The 20,626-nt window shown below is 52.3% G+C and carries 19 protein-coding genes; 17 read left to right on the top strand and 2 right to left on the bottom strand.

The genetic code is table 11. The annotated features are described in order from the left end of the window. On the bottom strand, window positions 1-218 hold a 218-nt coding region (locus OXH16_05755), incomplete at its 3' end, for a D-aminoacylase (GenBank protein ID MCY3680880.1). Between the two features lie 3 nt (window positions 219-221). Continuing rightward, window positions 222-2,150, bottom strand: coding sequence for a hypothetical protein (locus OXH16_05750; protein MCY3680879.1), 1,929 nt, complete (start codon window positions 2,148-2,150; stop codon window positions 222-224). A 301-nt stretch (window positions 2,151-2,451) separates the two neighbouring features. On the opposite strand from OXH16_05750, the gene OXH16_05745 reads away from it, so the two are divergent. From OXH16_05745 to OXH16_05665, 17 genes are all read left to right on the top strand, one after another. Continuing rightward, window positions 2,452-3,231, top strand: coding sequence for a creatininase family protein (locus OXH16_05745; GenBank protein MCY3680878.1), 780 nt, complete (start codon window positions 2,452-2,454; stop codon window positions 3,229-3,231). 12 nt (window positions 3,232-3,243) lie between these two features. Further along, window positions 3,244-4,332 carry a hypothetical protein gene (locus OXH16_05740; GenBank protein MCY3680877.1) on the top strand — a complete coding sequence of 363 codons (1,089 nt, stop codon included), beginning with the start codon at window positions 3,244-3,246 and terminating at the stop codon, window positions 4,330-4,332. Beyond that, the gene (locus OXH16_05735) at window positions 4,329-5,156 is read left to right on the top strand and encodes an amidohydrolase family protein (GenBank protein ID MCY3680876.1); all 828 of its coding nucleotides are present in this window, start codon (window positions 4,329-4,331) and stop codon (window positions 5,154-5,156) included. Before OXH16_05740 ends, OXH16_05735 begins: the two co-directional genes overlap by 4 nt. A 28-nt stretch (window positions 5,157-5,184) precedes the next feature. Further along, window positions 5,185-6,096: a polysaccharide deacetylase family protein gene (locus OXH16_05730; protein MCY3680875.1), complete on the top strand. Its 912-nt coding sequence runs from the start codon at window positions 5,185-5,187 to the stop codon at window positions 6,094-6,096. 27 nt (window positions 6,097-6,123) lie between these two features. Beyond that, window positions 6,124-6,942, top strand: coding sequence for an amidohydrolase family protein (locus tag OXH16_05725; GenBank protein MCY3680874.1), 819 nt, complete (start codon window positions 6,124-6,126; stop codon window positions 6,940-6,942). Further along, entirely contained in the window at window positions 6,887-9,748 is a 2,862-nt protein-coding gene (locus tag OXH16_05720) for a heparinase II/III family protein (protein ID MCY3680873.1), read from the top strand. The genes OXH16_05725 and OXH16_05720 overlap by 56 nt, the downstream gene beginning before the upstream one ends. Before the next feature lie 18 nt (window positions 9,749-9,766). Beyond that, on the top strand, window positions 9,767-10,804 hold the full coding sequence (locus OXH16_05715; GenBank protein ID MCY3680872.1) for a hypothetical protein: 1,038 nt from the start codon (window positions 9,767-9,769) through the stop codon (window positions 10,802-10,804). A 34-nt stretch (window positions 10,805-10,838) separates the two neighbouring features. After that, window positions 10,839-12,158 (top strand): right-handed parallel beta-helix repeat-containing protein, encoded by a 1,320-nt coding sequence (locus OXH16_05710; GenBank protein MCY3680871.1) that lies wholly within the window; start codon window positions 10,839-10,841, stop codon window positions 12,156-12,158. Between the two features lie 24 nt (window positions 12,159-12,182). Then, window positions 12,183-13,055, top strand: coding sequence for an aldo/keto reductase (locus OXH16_05705; GenBank protein ID MCY3680870.1), 873 nt, complete (start codon window positions 12,183-12,185; stop codon window positions 13,053-13,055). A 162-nt stretch (window positions 13,056-13,217) separates the two neighbouring features. Beyond that, window positions 13,218-13,640, top strand: a complete 423-nt coding sequence (locus tag OXH16_05700) for a hypothetical protein (GenBank protein MCY3680869.1) — start codon at window positions 13,218-13,220, stop codon at window positions 13,638-13,640. A 1-nt stretch (window position 13,641) separates the two neighbouring features. Next, on the top strand, window positions 13,642-14,010 hold the full coding sequence (gene crcB, locus OXH16_05695; GenBank protein ID MCY3680868.1) for a fluoride efflux transporter CrcB: 369 nt from the start codon (window positions 13,642-13,644) through the stop codon (window positions 14,008-14,010). A 111-nt stretch (window positions 14,011-14,121) separates the two neighbouring features. Then, entirely contained in the window at window positions 14,122-15,345 is a 1,224-nt protein-coding gene (locus OXH16_05690; GenBank protein MCY3680867.1) for an inner membrane CreD family protein, read from the top strand. Then, a complete protein-coding gene (locus OXH16_05685) occupies window positions 15,342-16,778 on the top strand; it encodes a hypothetical protein (protein MCY3680866.1) in 1,437 nt (478 codons plus the stop codon). Before OXH16_05690 ends, OXH16_05685 begins: the two co-directional genes overlap by 4 nt. Before the next feature lie 11 nt (window positions 16,779-16,789). Further along, a complete protein-coding gene (locus OXH16_05680) occupies window positions 16,790-18,151 on the top strand; it encodes a M20/M25/M40 family metallo-hydrolase (protein MCY3680865.1) in 1,362 nt (453 codons plus the stop codon). Further along, entirely contained in the window at window positions 18,148-19,116 is a 969-nt protein-coding gene (locus tag OXH16_05675; GenBank protein ID MCY3680864.1) for a C-terminal binding protein, read from the top strand. Before OXH16_05680 ends, OXH16_05675 begins: the two co-directional genes overlap by 4 nt. A gap of 16 nt (window positions 19,117-19,132) precedes the next feature. Then, entirely contained in the window at window positions 19,133-20,125 is a 993-nt protein-coding gene (locus tag OXH16_05670; protein ID MCY3680863.1) for a hydroxyacid dehydrogenase, read from the top strand. Window positions 20,126-20,135: 10 nt separating this feature from the next. Next, entirely contained in the window at window positions 20,136-20,624 is a 489-nt protein-coding gene (locus OXH16_05665) for a dCMP deaminase family protein (protein ID MCY3680862.1), read from the top strand. Window positions 20,625-20,626: the final 2 nt, after the last annotated feature.

Below are 20,626 nucleotides of genomic sequence, written 5' to 3'. Positions count from 1 at the left end.
CCTGTAAGCAGGGCAATTTCCGAATGAACATGCACATCGATAAAACCGGGACAAACGATATGTCCCATCGCATCGATAACCGTATCGGCCTCTACCTGAGACAAATCGCCAATGGCCTCAATGCGATCTCCGCAAATGCCAACATCTGCCTGAAAACCGGGCGTTCGCCCTGTACCGTCAATTACTGTGCCATTGCAAATGAGCAGTTCAAAAGTCATTTTCTACCACCTGTTGAGTTTGTGGCCATTGCCCGGGAAGAAAAGCGCATCTACAACAACGCCCAATGCAATACCGGCAATTTGACCAGCCAGCATCCCCAGGAAAAAAGGCGCGATCTTGCGATAGTATTCAAGACCGCCAAATTTGAGCACGAGCGTCTTGATCGCCCAGCTAAAGAAAATAGAAAATAAACTACTCCGCAAGACGCCCGATGATGAAATCGTGAAACCAATCGGATGGAGCGGAAAGTGGGGAAAACGATAGCGAATATAGAACAAAATACCTGTAAAAGCAGCACCAATACCCAAAAAACGCATGCGATTCCAGTCCGTACTCATCGTCCCTGCGTGTACGCGGTTGGCGGTATAAGTCCACGAACCCACGGCACCGTCACCAGACCCATTAAAACTAACCACCCCAAAATTATAGCTACCAATACCGTAATAGCCCTGATACAGGGTAAAAGCAATAACAGTAGTTGCGCCGATCAAGGCACCAGCGGCAATCGCGGGAACAAAAGCGCGACGGCGTTCAGCGGGCACAACCGCAGCCAGACGCGGGACATGGGCAAGTGTTGTAATCGCAAATGTCTTGGCATCGCAAAAAAATGTATAAGTCAGCCCCAGGGCAACAGCGCTCGGCGCGCCCATACCCGCAACACCAAGTACGTGCCAGGTAAATGCCTGAGCAGTAATAGGACCGCGCAAAAAAACCAGACCACTCTCGGCAATAATATGCGAAAGGCCGAGATAGAGAATCAGCGTGGCACCCCAAAAGGTGAGCAAGGTAAGGACATTCATACCCGATTGCACGAGAAAAAAGATCGTGTACACACTACACAAGATCAGAATAATAAATGACGTGCGATAGGATAAAAGTTCCCCCCCATCATCTATCTGCGCGTTGCGAGACCACACCTTGTGCCAGACATCGCGCAAATGTGCGCGCGCCATCCACAGCCCCCACAGAACGAGAACAATAAAACCGCCAAAACTCTGCCACCCAATAGCCGGGGCCATAGAACACCACATATCGGAACCGCCAAAATCCAATCCAAAGCGATTGAAAATGCCAATCTGAAAAATAGCGAGCAGGTGAAAAAACCAGATGCTGTACAACACATCTGATTTCGTGAAATAGGCAAATGCAATAGTCATCGGCTGAAAGAGAAACCACAGCGGCGGAAAACCGCGCCCGATGGGGATATTGATCTGCCTCATAACATCCAGACGGGGCAAAGCCGTAATGAACCATGAAGCGACATTCCAGCAAAAAACGCCAAAAATGAGCGCAAATCCAATCTGAAAAAAACGCGAGCGAACAAGATTGGCAAACGCATCTTTTGAATCACCCGTACCCGTCAACTCGAGCAGTGCCGTGGCAATGGGAAAAGAAAGCCGTTCGTGCTCCATCCACTGTTTGCGCAAAAGAATGACCACACAGAAATTGGCGAGAAATACAGCACCTAAAAAAAGTGCCCAGCCGGGAAAAAGTGCGATCCACGCATCCCAGGGAAAAGGGGCGCCGGGCGGCAGCCCTTCGTAAAACCCCGTAGCCGCAGCGCGGTCTGTCAGCACATTCCAATCGGTAAAATGTGGCCACAGCCTTTCTGCCCACATATTTTGTGTTGAAGCAAAATAAATAGGCGCAGTAACAACGCCGAGAAAATAGCCCGAAAGCCATTCGCCTTGCATATTGGCAGCCACCATGCCAATACTACATATCGCGATAAGCTCAAAGGATGAGAGACCCCTGAACCTGCGCGAAAAAAAATGGTTGAAAACAAGCAAAGCCAAAAAGGGAATGAGAAACGCCACAGACAAATGGGCAAAATCCCCCCGAGAAGAACGCAGAATCAGGCTACTATACGCAGGCCAAAAATTCACCCAAACAGAAAGGCAAAGACCAATAATGATCGCGCGAAAGGTCATAGGACACCGAATATAGAGAATAAACAGAAAAAATAGGCGTCTATGATAACACCGAGAACCGTCTCGGTCAAGCTACGTACTATTGTTATTCCCATTCCGACATCTTGACATGGGAGAAATGGCGACTTATCATGAGCGTCAAAATGCGGATAGACGAATAGACGAATAGACGAATAGACGAATAGACGAACCCCACCCCACCACCTAACTGCTATCGTTGATTCGCTGATTCGTTGATGAACTGGCCTGAGAGGCGGCCAGTTGTACCCCGTTCCGTTGATTCACTCAGCCGAGGCTTATTATGCACCAGACTTTCTCAGGTATCCTGGAAGAAATGACCATTGACGATGTGCGATCACTCGCGCCCAATGTGGCGGTCATCCCCATAGGCTCCACCGAACCGCACGGACCTGCATTGCCCTATGGAACGGACAACTTTCAGGTCGAATACGTCGCTTATGGAGGCACGCGCAAAGCCAATGAAATGGGTGGTCGCGTCGTGTGTTTGCCCACGCAGCGGGTGAGCTTAAACAACAACTTCCGCGCTTTCCCATTCGCGTGCCGCATGCAAGTCCCCACATTTATGAACCTGTTGAAAGACCTCGTGGCAATGTGCCGCGCGGAAAATGTACACCGCATTGTATTCATCAATGGTCACGGCGGCAATCCCGACACCATCCGCGCAACACAGCGCGATTTGGCCGCACAAGACGGACTCTTCACCTGCTTGATCAGCACGGGATCCTGTGCATCGGAAGACGCAAAAGCTATTTGGGAAAATCGCAGCGATCACGCAGGCGAAGAAGAAACCTCCCAAATCCTGTTCTTGCGCCCCGAACTCGTGCGCGAAGACCTGATAGCCAACAACCCTCCCCAGTATCCCAAATTGAAAACACTGCGAGAATTTGACATCCACTTTGTACGCCCCTGGCATTTGTATTTGCCCACATCCGCTGGCGGCGACGCGCGAAAAGCCTCGGCGCAAAAAGGCGAGACCGTCTTAAACTCAGCCGTGGAAGGAACCGGGCGATTCCTTGCTGAACTATCACAGGCAGAGGACTCAGAGACATTTCCCTATTGAAAGGACCACAGCATGATCACCTACGACACACTCGGCGTAAAACCATTTATCAACGCGAGTGGTACCATTACCACACTGGGCGGCAGCTTAATGCCGGATGAAGTACTGGAGGCGATGTGCGCGGCGGGAGGATCATTTGTCGATTTGAACGACCTGCTCGTAAAAGCAGGCGAATATCTGGCAGACCGCATTGGCGTACCTGCGGCCTTTATCTCTTGTGGCGCAGCCAGCGGTGTACAATTATCCGCCGCGGCGTGCTTTACGGGACCCGACATATCAAAAGCACGCCAGTTGCCGCATACACAGGGATGGCAAAACGAATTTGTAATCAGCCTGGTCGATAGCCATACGTACATCCATCAAGGCATTGAAGTCTGCGGCGGCAAACTCGTGCGAGTGGGCAGCAAACAGGCGGTAACCAGTGAAGACCTCATCGGCGGAATCGGCGAAAAAACAGCGGCTGTGGTGCATTTTTTGGGCAAACAAAGCAAAGAACAACTCGCAGAAGTCATCGCAGGCGCCGAAAAAAAAGGCGTGCCCGTCATGGTAGATGCGGCGGCACAGTTGCCTCCCCGCTCAAACTTAACCGAACTCGTCGAAATGGGTGCAAGCCTCGTGACATTCAGCGGCGGCAAGGGATTGTGCGGACCTCAAAACAGCGGTCTGGTCATAGGAAAAGCGGATTGCGTAGAAGCCGTGCGGATCAATGCCAGTCCCCACTCGGCAATTGGACGCGGCATGAAAGTCGGCAAAGAAGAAATCCTGGGATTGATCGCGGCTGTAGATCTATTTTTGAGCCGAAGCGATCGCGAAGACCGCCAGCGCTGGCAGGGGCAAGCCCGCGTCGTGGTAGATGCAGTCAAAAACATCGCAAACGCCTATGTAATGACCGAAGGACAGGATGCCGCGCCCGAATTCGCGCCCCGCGCATACATAGACCTGCCGGATGAACAGCGCGATGCCGTAATCCACGCGCTACGAGAAGGCGAACCATCAATTGTCGTACGGCGAAGTGCCACTGGTATTTTGATTGACCCCATGACCATGCAAACGGGTGAAGAAGCCGTAGTCGCAGAAAAATTGCTGGAGATATTGACATGATCGACGCGCATTTACACCTCACGCACAACGGCAGATCGGTTGAAGAAACCATCACACATATCGAAGCCATCGGCGCGGAAAAAGCTGTCATGCTACCCATTGAAGATGGCGACGACGAGTTTGGCTGGATGACCGAAGACATAGTCAAGGCGCATCGGGATTATCCCGATACCATCATCCCCTTCTGCCATGTAGATGTCACGCGGGAAGACGCCGTGACCGAACTGGAAAAACGCGCCGCCAGCGGCATCTTTAAGGGCTATGGCGAACAAAAACAGCACCTGCGACTGGACGATCCGCGATTGGAAAAAGTACTGGCAATCTGCAATGAATTGAACTGGCCCGTAACCTGGCATTTTCAAGAAGGCGAGCGGGGATATAACCAGGGCATTGAACACCTCGAAGTGCTCCTGAAAAAATTCCCCAATATTAAATTCATCGGCCACGCCCAATCGTGGTGGGCGCATATCAGCGCCGACGTACCCGCTCCCGAAGAGACCCTGTATCCCACAGGCGCGGTCAAACCCGGCGGCTTAATAGATCGACTATTGGCAGACTATACTAATATGTTTGCCGATTTATCCGCGGGTTCAGGTCTGGGCGGACTGACGCGAGACGAGGACTTCACCGCGGGATTCCTGGCGCGGCATGGCAAAAAATTGATGTTTGCCACAGACTGCCCATGCAGGGATGGTAAAGGTGCAGGTCTCTCCCGCGGCGCGTGTTTCGCGCAATTGAGCCTCCCATTCCTCAAACGCATGCTCGCCCCCAACGCACTGGAGGATATCTTGCACAACAATGCGGTGAGGATTTTAAACCTGTGAGAACCAGACTATCCTGCAGGAGCATAGTTTGAAAAAAGTTTATGTATTGTTGACAATGGACTGCGAGACGGCCAGATCCGACGTGACCCCACATGCGAGGCGAATGTCGGGCAGTGGCCCTGCGGATTACCGGGAGAGTGAAAGATCGATCTATTTTTACGTTGAGACGGCAAAGACGTACGGATTTCCGGTCACGCTTTTTGCACACCCGGAAGTAGCGCTTGAGAATGCAGATCTGCTTCAGACGCTGCAAGATCAGGGCGCGTGTTTGGGGCTGCATTTGCATCCATACAAGCTCAGAGGGGGGAGATACAAATACGATCTGGGCGCGTATTCTGCGCGTACACAGCGCAAGATTATTCAAGAGGCAATGGAGATATGGGCGTCTGCGCTGGGCAAGGTGCCCCGTTATTTCAGGGCGGGTTATTTCTCGGCCAATGATTGCACATTCGACGTACTGCGCGAACTGGGATTTGTGGGCGGCAGTCTTTCAAATCCGGGGCGGGTTCTACCCGCGCACTGCAGTGTTTGGGCCGGTGCAGAGTCCTATCCCCACCGGGCGCATCTGGGATTTCGTTTGATTCGAGGAAATAGCGACTTTATCAATGTGCCGGTATCCGCAGCATTTGGCAGGCCGGTTGCTCAGGGCCATGCGGGCGAGCAGGGTTATGAATGGTCCTATGTCCCGCACACGTACGACCACAGGGCAATTATTCGGGATGTGCTAAATCGTTTCCGAACCGAAAATCCCCGGTTCGGCACCCTTGTGACAGACAGCCATAATGACCAGGATTATTCCGACCCTGTACATCCCGCAAGGCAGAACCTGGAGTTGATACTCAGATCGATTGGGGATTTCTGCGGGCAGATGGAGATGATCCCCGTGGGAATTACGCTCGATGCCCTGTGTGAGCTTGTTCTGGCGGATGGGGATGCGTAGTGTTCAATTATTAAATGGGAGAAAACCGTGCGAATCGATTCTCACGTACACGTATGGACAATGGGGACACCGCCGTTTACCCATAACGATGACATGACCACGCAACGGCCCGATTATCCGGGATTGGTGGAAAATCTCATCAAGTATATGGATCTCAATAAAATCAATCGCACCGTGCTGATCCAGTGCATGTATCACGGATATGACAATCGCTATATGTGCGATTGTTTGAGGCGATTTCCAGATCGCCTGCACGGAGTGGCACTGATTGATCCCCTGAAACCCGACGCGCCCGAAACACTGGCGCGTCTGCACCGGGATCACGGGGTGCAGGGAATGCGATTGTATCCAATTAAAGATCGAGATGCGTCGTGGTTGTCAGATCCTGGGCAGCATGCGCTTTGGGAGACGGCACAAAGACTGGGTGTGCCCTTTACATGGTTTGGACGCTGCCATCAGATTCCACTGCTGGAACCGATATTGCGGCAATTTCCCGAGGTAAATGTAATAGTAGATCATCTGGGCGAGCCGATCCTGTCCGAAGGGCTGGACGGCAGTTTCGGCATCTTGCTGGCAGCGGCAAAATATCCCAATCTCTTTGTTAAAGCGACCCGGATTGATGGGATTTCCGAGCAACCCTGGCCACACGAAGATGTGTATCCCTATGTCAGAGCCGTGTACGAGGCTTTTGGGCCTGAACGGATGCTGGGATGCACGGGATTTCCGGAGAATCCGCAACGCGGGGAGGCCGTTGGTTTTCGCGTGGTTGAAGCGATGGATTTTCTGTCGGATGAAGACAGAGCATGGATTTTGGGCAAAACAGCCGATGCACTCTACGGCAAATAAGGGAAAGGCCGAAATGTACAACCCCCAGGATATTGAAAACGCCCGGCAAAATCTATCTCGCTACAGCTGGGCACAGGAAATCGTGAATGGCTGGGCACAAAGCGTCGCATTTGCCATGCAACAAGATCGAGCGTTTTTCGAAACAATGATCCCCGAATTGACTCCCGGCACGCATTACGGTCAGAACTGTCCGAACTGCGTGGGCAAGCAATCGCTAATGGGCGGCGGACTCTTTGACTGGCACATTGACAGCCCGGATGAAATTACCTGTCGCACCTGTGGCGCAGTTTACCCCAACGCGCAGTACCCGGAGACCGGCGTACTGATATGCCCGCGGATGGGGCAACAGTTCACCTATTACGAAACGCCCGAAGAAGTAGCCGACCCCGAAAATCGCGCAAAGCACGCGCTCAAATGGTTGGGGGACCGCCCCACAATGACGAGTTTTAGCGGTCATATTCGAGATTGCAAAGCAGGCTGGGCACGAAGTCAGGCATTGACACTCGCCAGGCTATACGCAGTAACAGGTGAAATTGGATACGCGGAGCGCGCCATGTGGATCCTCGACCGAATCGCCCGGGTATTCCCAAACTATCTCTACCATTCCTACGACGGAAGCGTCGCGGACTTGCCGCCTGCAGAGGTAGCGGCCAACATGGGTAAAGAAGAGGCCGAGGGTGGCCCTCGCGGCGGACGCTTTCCAAAAGGCGCGATCTGCCACGCTTACGGTTTGCACCAATTTGAGGATTACTCGACCCTGAATAACGGATTCTGGGGCGCGGGCCGCATGAACGTCCACGGAAAGGGAAGCGATGCCGGGGCGCTATATGTATTAACCGTTGCCTACAATCTGATCCGCGATGCAGAGTATGCACCTGGCCGCCGATTGCTGGACGGAGATACGGAGCGACGGATAACAGAGGACCTGATCCTCGCCGGATGTGTGGACATGATGCACTGGAATTCTCTCAGCAACAAGGGCACAGCGGTTTTCGTACTAAGCGCGGCGGTAGGAATGTTTCTGGAACACCCCCAGAAGGTGCGACACGCGCTGGATGGCTTCAATCGGATGCTGGCGGAGCGGTATCATCACGATGGTTTTTACTCGGAATCGCCAGCCTATTCTGCTCACAACCTTTCCAACGTACATGAACTGGCCGACTTGCTACACGGATATAGCGATCCCCCCGGTTATCAGCCAGAAAAAGGCGAGCGGATCGAGCAGTTAGACATGTTTTCAAGCGGGCGTTACCCCCTCTCTCTACTATCTCTAACAAAAATGCTCGCCCCCGGCAACCGCATGCCAATAATTGGCGACACGCAGTACGATACCGAAGCAAACCTTCTCTCCGCTGAAATTCTCGCCGCTCGCCTCGGTGGCGCGTACGCCGGTTTTCTGGAACTCGTTCAGGGAGCGCCTTTATCCGAAAAAGGCGGAGAATACGCGCTGTGGTACCGCCCCTATGATCTATGGGCAGAGACAGCGACACTACCCCTGCATACCGAGTGGTTCCCCGGCTGGCATGTGGGCGTCTTGCGCGGCGGTCGAGATGACACCGCGCTTTATTTAAACGGCAATGAGCACCAGTGGACCTTGCAAACCAGTCACCGGCATCAAGATATCTTGAGCCTGAGCTATTACGCCTATGGGGAGGAACTCGCCTCGGACCGCGGTTATTTTTCCGGTAGTAGCCAGCAACTCCCAGACGGCCGCAGCGGACAAGTTTGGGTAAAAAGCAGTCTATCGCACAACCTGGTAGTAGTCGATGAAGAAGAGCAAAACAACACGGCTTGCGGTTCCAACCTGGAATTATTTGGCACAGCACCAGGCATCGAAGTCGTACAGGCCTCGGGCGTGAATGTGTACCCCCAGTGTCAGGAATATCGACGCACCTGCGCAATGGTGACAACGCCGCAGGGACAAACCTATAGTGTGGATCTTTTCAGGGTCAAAGGCGGTCGAACCCACCAGTACAATTTTCACTGCAATGGCTCACCAACAGGCATGAACCCGGCAACGCCATCGCCGCAGGCAGTAACATTGGGAGACGCCTGGGATATATGGCTCGAAAATCCGCAGGCGATTGCACCCCGGGAACCGACCACATTTACATGGCAATTTCGGAATGTGAATCTGGATCTGATGCTGTTAAATGTACCAGACCGCATTATTCTCGCAGATGTGCCCGGCTGGCGGGTTGGAACACCTGAGGAACTGGAAAAACCCGCGATCAGACAAATTTTCGCAGAAAACCGCGCCGAGGATGGCAATGAGACACTTGCAAGCCAGTACGCCGCCGTAATTGCGCCCTACAAAACCGGAAATTCTCCACTACCTGACGCGCGGTTGCTCGCAGATGATCCAGACACCGGTGTTCTCGCAATTGAAGTAAAACTACCGGACCGCACCGATTATATTATCTCGACAAAGGACCAAAAAGAGCGACAATTCGGCCCCGTAACCGCTGCCGCGCAATTTGCATTTGTATCGGTAAATGATCAAGGCGTACAGGGCTATTTGCTGAATGGCACAGTATTGACATATGGCAATCTAAAAATTTCACTAACAGAAGCGATTACCACTCTTAGGGTACAGTCGGTGGAAAAAAGTGTAATTCATCTCGCAGAACCATTACAAAACCCACAGGCAGTCATCGGCTCTTATTTACTCGCCGGAGAGTCACCCCAGACCGGTTTTGAAATTGCATCGGCCACAGAAAACGCGATTACCGTGCGGGACTATCCCGCGATTACTTGCGACAAAATCAGAATCTTAAATTCCGTCTGGGCGCATATTGCACCTTAAAAATAGGGAGGGAATCACATGCAAATCTTCGATCAATATTCAGATCTCCTGCAGCAGATTGAACAGAAAGGCTATCCATCCCAGGTACTCGGACATACGCCGGATGGGGCACCGCTGGTATGTATCAGAACCGGAGGAGAAAAAACACCGGCTATTTTTATCAGCGCGGGCAGTCATTCGACAGAACAGGCCGGAGTCGGAGCGGCAATGGGGCTACTGGACGCGCTCGACACAGAACACCAGGTCTATATAATACCCACCCGCGATCCAATGGGAATGAACGGATATGCGTACGCGCTGAGCTTGAGCCTCGGCGAAGAGCCGGAATTAAACTCCGTAGAAGATGTCGAGAAAATTCTGCGGACACACGGCGAGGTACTCTACGAAGAGGATGAAACAGTAGTCGCAATTATAGGCGAATACGGGTACTCGACTAAGGGGATTTTCGGGAAATTCGAGGTGGGAGTTGATTTTCTAAAACCGCTCTTTGGGCGGCGCATTTTCTTTCCATCAAGCGCCGAAGGCATTGAAGGCACTGCCCTCTGCCAGCGAGCATATACCCTGATTGTAAGTCCAGAAGGCGAGATATTGCACATCAATCGCTTTCACGATACAGCGTGGTCGCCCGTGGAACCGCGTTGCACGCGCAATTTAATGGCTAAAATTCAACCCGGACTGACACTGGACCTCCACGAATACGGAGAAGACGGCTTCTGGTTCTCCGCCCGTCACCAGCGCAATGCAGATGATGAACTGTGGGAAAAGCGGATGGCAGATGCAATCATTCGAGCAGTTGCCGATTCCGGAGCTAATCTTGCGCCAGAAGGTTATTCGCCCGGATCGTTTTTTGAAACAGGAGAACGCGGCGTATTCTGGTTAATTGCCCAGGAACGAGGAGAGGGCCTGAATCTGGCCGATTACGGAGCGCATCAATACGGTCCATCATTTACAATTGAAACGGGAATGACCATGCAGGGCGGGTATCAGGAGCGCGTGCAAACATCTATGCTGGCAGCACAAACCGCGATATCGGTTTTTGAAGAACGTTGGCGTTGAGACAATAAAGATTACCCGTGAGGGGAATCGCGTTATGAATTTAATCCAAAAAATCGCGTTGTACACATTTGTCGCGCTTATCGCGTGTGGTGGTAATAAACCCACAGAACCAGAAAATGGAGATAATCCCACAGATAGTGGTCTGGATGCACACCGCTTTGATATTACGGAAAATCAGACCAGCGATTTCGGCATGAACACGCCTGGAGGACGCGGGGGCAGAATCATTCGGGTGACAAACCTATTGGCAAGTGGACAGGGATCGCTGGATGCGGCGCTATCTGCATCGGGCTCGCGTATTGTAGTATTTGAAGTGGGAGGGGTAATTGACCTGAACAAAACGCGGTTGAACATCCGCGAGCCGTATGTGACAGTGGCTGGACAAACCGCGCCGAGCCCGGGCATTACCATCATTCGCGGTGCCATTTTCATTCAGACGCACGATGTAATTTTACAACATATTCGGGTGCGACCAGGCGATGCGGGCGAAGCAAAAAGAAGTGGATGGGAGCCAGATGGCATCTCCACAGCGGGTGCTGATGCGTACAATATATTGATCGATCACTGTTCGATTTCATGGGCAGTAGATGAAAATTTGAGTGCATCGGGTCCAAACACCGAAGGACCCGATGCGACTTCTCGTCGCATCGCATTTGTCAATTGCATTATCGCCGAATGCCTGAATGATGCATCGCACAGCAAAGGTCCCCACTCCATGGGATCGCTAATTCACGACTTCTGCCGAGAGATCGCCATCATCGGCAATTTGTATGCCCACAATGCAAATCGCAATCCGTATTTCAAGGCATTTACAACCGGGGTGATTGTGAACAATTTGATCTACAACCCGGGGGCCCGAGCGATTCAACTGAGTTTTTCAGATGCCGAATTTAGCGATACCAATCTCGTTCCACAAAACGCGCGCGTAAGCGTGGTGGGCAATGTAATGATTCACGGTGACAATACGCGGTCGGGACTGGCACTGGTATCCTCAAAGGGCGATGCCTATCTCGAGGATAATATCGCTCTGGATAGAACAGGAGCTAATGTGCCTTTGACCTCGGGCAATATCCGCATCTTGGAAGAGAAACCCATCTGGGGCAACATCACACCATTGCCCGCATCAGCCGTTGTAGAACATGTAGTACAAAGCGCGGGTGCGCGTCCAAAAGACCGCGATGAAATAGATCAGCGGATTATACGAGAGTTTCTCGAACGCAAAGGCAGGATGATCGATAGTCAGCAGGAGGTGGACGGATATCCCCAGATGAATATGGTCAGACGACCGCTGAATATTCCCCCGAATGTGGATGCGTGGTTGGCGCAACTCGCGGCAGAGCTTGAAGGAAATTAACCGTAAAAAGAAAAAGGATAATACATGCAAAAACGAACACTTGGACGTACCGGGCATCAGAGCACAGTAGCGACCTTTGGCTCATTCTCGGTCGGATATGTAGATCAGGACGAAGCAGACCGAGCCATACAACTCGTCCTTGACCACGGCGTAAACCACATCGACATAGCACCGAGCTATGGACACGCGATGGAACGCGTAGCCCCGTGGATGCCCGACATACGGGACGACGTATTCCTCGGCGCAAAAACAACTGGTCGCACGCGCGACGAAGCGTGGCGGGACGTGGAACAAATGATGAAACGACTAAACGTCGAAAACTTCGACCTGTTCCAACTCCACTCAGTCGGTACGATCCCCGAACTGGACAAAGCCACCGCATCGGGCGGCGCACTCGAAACCCTGATAGAAATGCGCGAACAGGGTTTGACCAGATGGCTGGGCATCACCGGGCACGGACCCCAGGTACCGAGTACCATCCTGGAAAGCCTGAGCCGCTTCGATTTCGACACCGTCATGTTCCCACTGAACCCGGCAAGCATGCGGGACGCGAACTATCGCCGGGACGCCGAAACACTAATCGCCGAGGCAAATGCGCGCGACATCGGCATCCAAACAATCAAAATGATCGCACGCGGTGGCTGGGGTGAAAATTCAAAAGACTGCAACACCTGGTACGACCCGCACCGGGAACAAGAAGCCATTGACCGGTCCCTGTGGTGGGTTCTGTCCCAGCCCATACACACCGCCCCCACCTGTGGCGAAATCAGCTTACTGCCAAAAGTCCTCAACGCCGCCGAGCGATTCGTTCCCCTCACCCCCGACGAACAGGCCGCCGCCATCGCCGCACAGCGACCACCCCAGCCGCTTCCCGCACTGGCGATACCGGAAGTTTGAAGGATGAAGTGTGAAGATACATCCATAAGACCACAAACTTTGCATTGCCAACCGGGAAAAACTTTGGCATCATGAAAAAAGAGAGTGTTGGACTCTAGGCTTATTCTATGGGGCAAGCCAGATCTGACAAACAACCATCCTTAAAACAGGAAGGAACTTATCATGCTCAAGCAAATAGTCGGCGCAATTCTCCTTATTGTAGGGGTAGCGGTTGCCATCCACACCGTAGTAGAACCGCTCTACCACGCCTCCAGCGACGGGCAGCCATACAGTCCGTTTTGGGACATCCTGAATCTGTTAATGATTCTATCAATTATTCTGGGCCTGATATTCGGATACATTCGGAAAAAAAGCATTGATAGCGGCAACGCCATCACCCGCGAATACCTCGCTGCCAACATCCAGTTCTACGGCTTGTTATTCATCGGCATCATGTTCTTCTGGAACTATTTTAATCTCCACAGTGGCGCATTTACCGCAATAGGAGAAGAAACCGTATCTCTCGTGTGGATACTCATCGACGCGAGCCTCCCTCTACTTTTAGGCGCGACGGGCATATCTCTGCTACGAGCCAACGACGAGTAAAGTGGCGCAGCTACTATTCATAGCCGGTGGGGGTGCTCTGGGAGCCTTATTGCGCTACGGCATGTCCATGAGCATACACATCCTGTTCGGACGCGGCTTTCCCTATGGCACGCTCACGGTCAACGTCACCGGATCGATCCTCATGGGACTCCTTTACGTATGCCTGTCTGAATATATGGACATGCCCTGGCGCGATGGCCTGCTAATAGGTCTTCTGGGGGCATTCACCACTTTCTCAACCTTTTCCATCGAAACCCTGCACCTTCTGGAAACGAGTCATCCTGTACTCGCCTTGATGAACATCATCTTAAGCGTCACCCTCTGCATTGCTGGGTGCTGGATCGGCATCGCAATCGGGCGAGCGCTATAAAGAAATTCATCATACCAAAAAAATTAACTCTGAAAGAACACTCTGACCAATGGCGTGTATAAACAGCACAGACAGAAGACAGTTACAAACAGTTACACAAAGGAGAATTTCATGGTCAAACGCATCATCGCCATTGGCATCATCTTTTTCTGCATCGCAGTAGGCTGGATTATTCTGAGTGCCACCACCTACATACGCACAGAGGAACAGGACGACAAGCTCAAAAGTGCTGTGGGGCAACTCTGGGGCACAGCACAGACCCAGAAAGCTCCGCAAATCTACTGGCTGGAGCGCGTCACCCATATCGAAACTATCGACGGCGAGTCTGTCTCACGCACAGTAGATGAAAAACACTTCCTGAATCTGAAAGCCAGTCGCATTGAAATCGACCTGTCTCTGGATCACCGGCGCAAAGGCTTGCTGTGGTATTCCACCTACCAGGTACAATTCGCAGCCTCGTACACCCTGATTAACTCCACCGACCAGAACCGACACCTGTCCTTCGACCTGGAACTACCCGCCCCGAACGCAGTGTACGACAACTTCACCTTAACCGTTGACGGTCAGTCCATTGCCGAACTCCCAATCCGCAACGGCCATTTAATCCAACCCATCGAACTATCACCCGGGCAGGAACTCTCCATTGATCTCTCCTATCACTCCCAGGGCCTGGACCAATGGCGGTACAGTTTTGGGGACCACGTCAATCAGGTATCGGACTTTGAACTGGTGATGCACACGGACTTCGCCGCTATTGATTTTCCCCAGGATAGCATGTCTCCCACCTCGAGGACCCGCGATGGCGACGCCTGGACCCTGACGTGGAAATACAACCATCTCCTCACCGGCATTGACCTGGGAATGATCCCCCCGGCCCGTCTCAATCCCGGACCCTGGGTTGGCAAAGTCGTTGCCGCCGCCCCCATCTCCCTCTTTCTTTTTTTCTTTTTGCTCTTTATCTTTTCCATTGTGCGCGGCCTCGACCTGCACCCGATGCACTATTTCTTCATCGGTGCCGCCTTCTTCAGTTTTCACCTGCTACTGGCTTATCTGGTTGACCACCTGATCATCCACTACGCATTTGTCCTGTCTTCGGCGGTCTCCATTGTCCTCGTCATCTCGTACATGAGGCTGGTCCTGGGCACGCGCCTGGCCTTTGTCGAAATTGGTCTGGGGCAATTTGTCTATCTCGTGCTCTTTTCCTACACCTTTTTCTTTCCCGGCTATACCGGACTCGCCGTCACCCTCTTGTGCATCACAACCCTGTTCGCCGCCATGCAATTCACCGGCCGCATCGACTGGAACACAGTATTTAATAAGGAACCATCTCAATGAGCATTTCAGTAGAGAAAATCGACCTCAACGTTTTGAACATGCACACGCGATTCCCGTTTAAATACGGAATAGCATCGCTCGTGGCATTGCCCCATTTATTTGTGCGGGCGCAGGTCAAAGTCGATGGAAAAACAGAAATTGGATTGGCTGCAGAGGGACTGCCGCCAAAGTGGTTCACCAAAAATCCAGACGCGCCATTTGAATCTGATCTGGATGAAATGCTCACCGTTATTCAAAATGCCTGTGATATCGCCCTGCACAGCGATGCAGAAAATTCAGTATTCGATCTCTGGCAGACGATTTATGCCAAACAGAGCGCGTGGGCAAAAACAACGGCTTATCCGCCGCTCCTGTGGTCATTCGGCGTCAGCATGATCGAACGCGCAGTGATCGACGCCTTTTGCAGGGCAAAAGGCACGACATTTGCACAAGCTATAAAAGAAAATGCATTGGGCATTCGCCTTGCCGATATCCACAGCGAATTGCACGGCAATGCCCCCGGCGACCTCTTGCCACACGCGGCGCGGCGATCAATCACCGTGCGGCACACCGTGGGCCTCGCCGATCCATTGACCGATGAAGACATCGCAGACGAAGATCGCGTAAATGATGGCCTGCCGCAGTCATTGGCCGCAAATATCGAAGCCTATCAGCTAACACACCTGAAAATTAAGCTGTGCGGAGATGCAGAACAGGACCTTGCTCGCCTTCGGCAAATCGCGGGCCTGATGCCCGATCAATGCGCCTTCACACTCGACGGCAACGAACAATACACAGAGGTCGAACCCTTTAGAAAACTCTGGAATACCATCCAGGGCGATACCGTACTCTCATCTTTCATGGAAGGACTGTTATTTGTCGAGCAACCACTCCATCGCGACATGGCCCTCAGCGCAACCGTCAAAGCCGTATTGACAGATTGGACCGATCGCCCCCCGATGATCATCGACGAATCGGACGGCGCGCTCGACAGTGCAACGCAGGCATTAGACTGCGGTTACGTGGGCACGAGCCACAAAAATTGTAAAGGCATTTTCAAGGGCATTGCCAATGCGTGCTTAATAGCCCATCGCCAACAACGCGATCCCTCGGGAACATATATCTTAAGCAGTGAAGACCTCGCCAATGTCGGCCCCGTGGCTCTGTTACAGGACCTCGCTACACTCGCTGTATTGGGCGTAGATCACTCAGAGCGCAACGGACATCACTATTTTGCGGGATTGGACATGTATCCCGAAACCATCCAAAAACAGGTACTCGCGCATCACAGCACCCTTTATCGTCAACACGCGCGAGGCTTTCCGATCCTAAATGTACACAATGGCACACTCAACGTAGAAAGCGTCGTCGAAGCACCATTTGGTTATGGCTTTGAACTGGACACCCTTCAATTTACCCCCCTTGCGGACTGGACCATAGATGAACTGACCTGAGAGTTAAAACAATGACCATAAACTGGCACCACATCGAAAAAGAAGTAACGAATTTCTTACAACACCTCATTCGGTGTAACACGACCAATCCCCCCGGCAATGAAATCCTGTGTGCAAATTATATCGCCGATGTATTGAAGGATGAGGGCATTGACCCCCTGGTCACAGAATCAGAACCCGGGCGAGGAAATGTCACAGCGCGCTTAAAAGGCGGAACCGCACCCGCGCTCATGCTATTGGGACATACAGATGTCGTCGCCGTAGAACCCGATAAATGGTCGCGCGACCCTTTTGGCGGAGAACTGCACAACGGCTATATCTGGGGACGCGGCGCACTGGACATGAAAAATATGGTCGCGGCAGAACTCATGGTCTTCTTGCTCTTGAAACGACAGGGTGTAGCACTAAACCGCGACGTAATCTATGCGGCAACCGCAGATGAAGAAGCCGGCAGAGGAAACCACGGCATCGGCTGGCTCATCGATCACCACCCCGAACAAGTCAATGCAAAATACGTATTGACAGAAGGCGGAGGCGGCGATTTTTATGTAAATGGAAAACACTTTTACACGTGCCAAACGGGCCAAAAAGGCATTTTTCGCTTTCGCCTGCAAGCAAAGGGACGCCCAGGGCACGGCTCCCGTCCACACCGCGACAATGCCGTCGTCAAACTCAGCCGCGCCATTGCTGCTTTGGGACAGGCAAAACTTCCCATGCATCCCTCTAAAACACTGCGCGCATTCTTAGAAGGCATTGCAGCGACACAGGACGATGAGACCGCACAACAGTTGCGCCGCGCACTCGATGAGACAGACAGCGAGAACGCATTGCAAAAATTGCCCCTCGCGCCAGATATGATTGCCTCACTGCGCGCCCTATTGCACAACACGGTTTCTCCGACGATCCTGGAAGCTGGCAGTAAAATCAATGTCATACCCGCCGAAGCAACTGCGCGGATCGATGGCCGGCTCGCGCCCGGTCAAACCGACAAGAGCTTTGAAGCCGAAATCCGATCCTCGATTGGCGATGAAATTGATCTTATAGTGGACCAGTATAGCCCACCTTTAGAAGCCAGTACAGATTCGCCCCTATATGAAACCATCGTCCATGTCATGGCAGAACGCGACCCAGACGCCACCGTAATCCCCGCGCTGATGAGCGGAGGCACAGACGCCAAGCATATTTGCCCGCGCTGGCCCCATGTACAGGTTTACGGATTTATGCCCCACCGACAAGTGCGAGAAGAAAAAGAAATGAATCTGATACACGGGCATAACGAACGCACCTCAGTCGAAAATCTCGTCTTTGCAACGCGCATTTTATACGATATTGTAATGCGATTTTGCCAATCCTCACCAGGAGATAACGCATGAAAATTCTGGTGACAGATTATGCCTGGGCAAATCTGGACGCAGAAAAAAGTGTCCTGGATGAAATCGGAGCCGAACTCATCCCCGCACCCGATGGCGAAGAAGAAACACTTGTCCAATTGGCGCAGGGGTGCTGTGGCATCATGACCTGCTGGGCCCAAACAACGCGCGAGGTCATCGCATCTGCATTGCCCGATCTAAAAGTAATCGTGCGATACGGCGTAGGACTGGACAATATCGATGTAGCCTATGCAACCGAACAGGGCATTCCCGTAGCCAATGTACCCGATTATTGTTTTATCGACGTAGCCGAACAAACCATGGCTCTGCTCCTGGGACTTTCGCACAAAGTCGCGCAATTTGACCGGCTCATCCGCAACGGCATCTGGGATATCCAGGCCGGCTTGCCCCTGCGGCGTTTAACCGGACAGGTACTCGGCCTGATCGGATTTGGGCAAATCGCGCGTCAGGTCGTCCCCCGCGCCCGGGCTTTTGGGCTGCATGTGTTGGCCTACTCGCGGTCTTTGACACTGGAACAAGCGCGCGCCTGTGGCGTCGAATTCGCGGATCTGGACACCCTGCTTCGCACATCGGATTTCGTATCGCTTCACTGTCCCTCTACCGATGAAACGCGAGACCTGATCAATGCCGATAATCTCGCAAAAATGAAGCCAACAGCGTGTTTGATCAACACATCGCGGGGCGATATTATCGATGAAGCAGCACTCCTCGCGGCACTAAAAAATAACACCCTTGCGGGTGCTGCCCTCGACGTGCGATGCCAGGAACCGCCCGAAACAGGAGATCGTTTAATCCACACAGATCGGGTAATTCACAGCCCGCATTCGGCTTTTTATTCAGAAGAATCACTCGTAGAATTGCAAAAAAAAGCCGCCTGGGAAGCGCGACGCGTCCTGACGGGAAAATCCCCCGTACATCTGGTCAATCCGGAATACAAAAATCAGTAACCAAAGGAGTATCAGCGTGAGCAAACCAAACGTGGGTATTGTGGTTCGGAAATCGCTCAGAGAAAGAATTTTGAGCGATTGGGATTTGGAGACATTGGAAAGTTTTGCAAATGTGACAATCAACGACGAGGACCGCGATATCGTAGATGGTGAAGCGGCTGAATTTCTAAAGGGAATGGACGGGGCGATGACGAGTTGGAATTCGGGAGATTTGACACCAGCGATTCTGGAAGGCGTGCCAACGCTGAAAATCTGGGCTTATGGCGCAGGCACCGTAAAGGGAAAAATCTGCGATGAAGCGTGGGAAAAAGACATAGTAGTTACAAGTGCCGCGCCCGCAATAGCCGATGATGTCGCGGAAATGACCATGGGATTCATGACCATGGGATTGCGCCGGGTATTTTCCCATTCGCGCGCCATGCGAGAAGGCGAAAAAAAACCGGACAAGACCGAATCTCGCTCGCTGTATCGGCGCACAATCGGCGTCATCAGCGCCAGCCAGGTCGGGCAGCGCGTAATGCGGTTGTTGCGCCCCTATCAGACGCGCATATTGCTCTACGACCCCTTTGTGACGCCAGAACGCGCACGCGAGGAATTTGGCGCAGAACTCGCGGACCTGGAGACAATAGCGCGCGAGGCAGAAGTCGTAACCGTTCACGCACCCAAATTGGACGCGACATATCACCTCTGGAATGAAATGCATTTCAAACTCATGCGCGACGACTGCGTATTTATCAACACCTCGCGCGGTGCAAATATCGACGAAGCCGCACTAATCGCAGAATTGCAAAAAGGGCGATTCTCCGCCTTCTTAGACGTAACCGATCCCGAACCGCCTGCTATGGACAGCCCGCTGCGCCGTTTGCCCAACGTAGTCTTAACGCCGCATTGCGCCGGACTACAATCCTATCGCATCGGCGCACTGGTAGTCGAAGAATTGCGCCGTTTTTTTGCGGACGAAGAGCAACTGTTTCAAGTCAAACGAGAAATGCTGGACCGGCTGGCATAGAAAGGATATAATGCAAAAACGCGTAGATTATTTATCCTGGGATGAGTATTTTATGGGCGTAGCCCTGCTATCGGCACACCGAAGCAAAGACCCCAATACACAGGTAGGCGCATGTATTATCAACGAAAAAAAGAAAATCGTGGGCATTGGATATAACGGATTGCCAATTGGATGTTCAGACGATGAGTTTCCCTGGGGCAGAGAAGGCGATTTTCTCGACACAAAATATCCCTACATCTGCCATGCAGAATTAAATGCAATTCTGAACAAAATCAGCGCAGACTTGCATGAATGCACGCTTTACGTCACCTTATTTCCGTGCAATGAATGTGCAAAAGTAATTATTCAGTCGGGCATTCGCGAAGTAATCTATCTGGCGAATAAATACCCAGAGTCCGATTCCGTAAAAGCCACCTACCGCATGTTTGACAGTGCGGGGGTTCGCTATCGCGCGCTGGAAGAATATCGAGAGCGCGTTGTCCTTGATTTCAGAGTCTGAGG

Source organism: Gemmatimonadota bacterium, assembly GCA_026705765.1.
Classification (GTDB): domain Bacteria; phylum Latescibacterota; class UBA2968; order UBA2968; family UBA2968; genus VXRD01.
The sequence above is the reverse complement of the archived record's forward strand: the minus strand, read 5'-3'. Positions and strand labels throughout refer to the sequence as shown.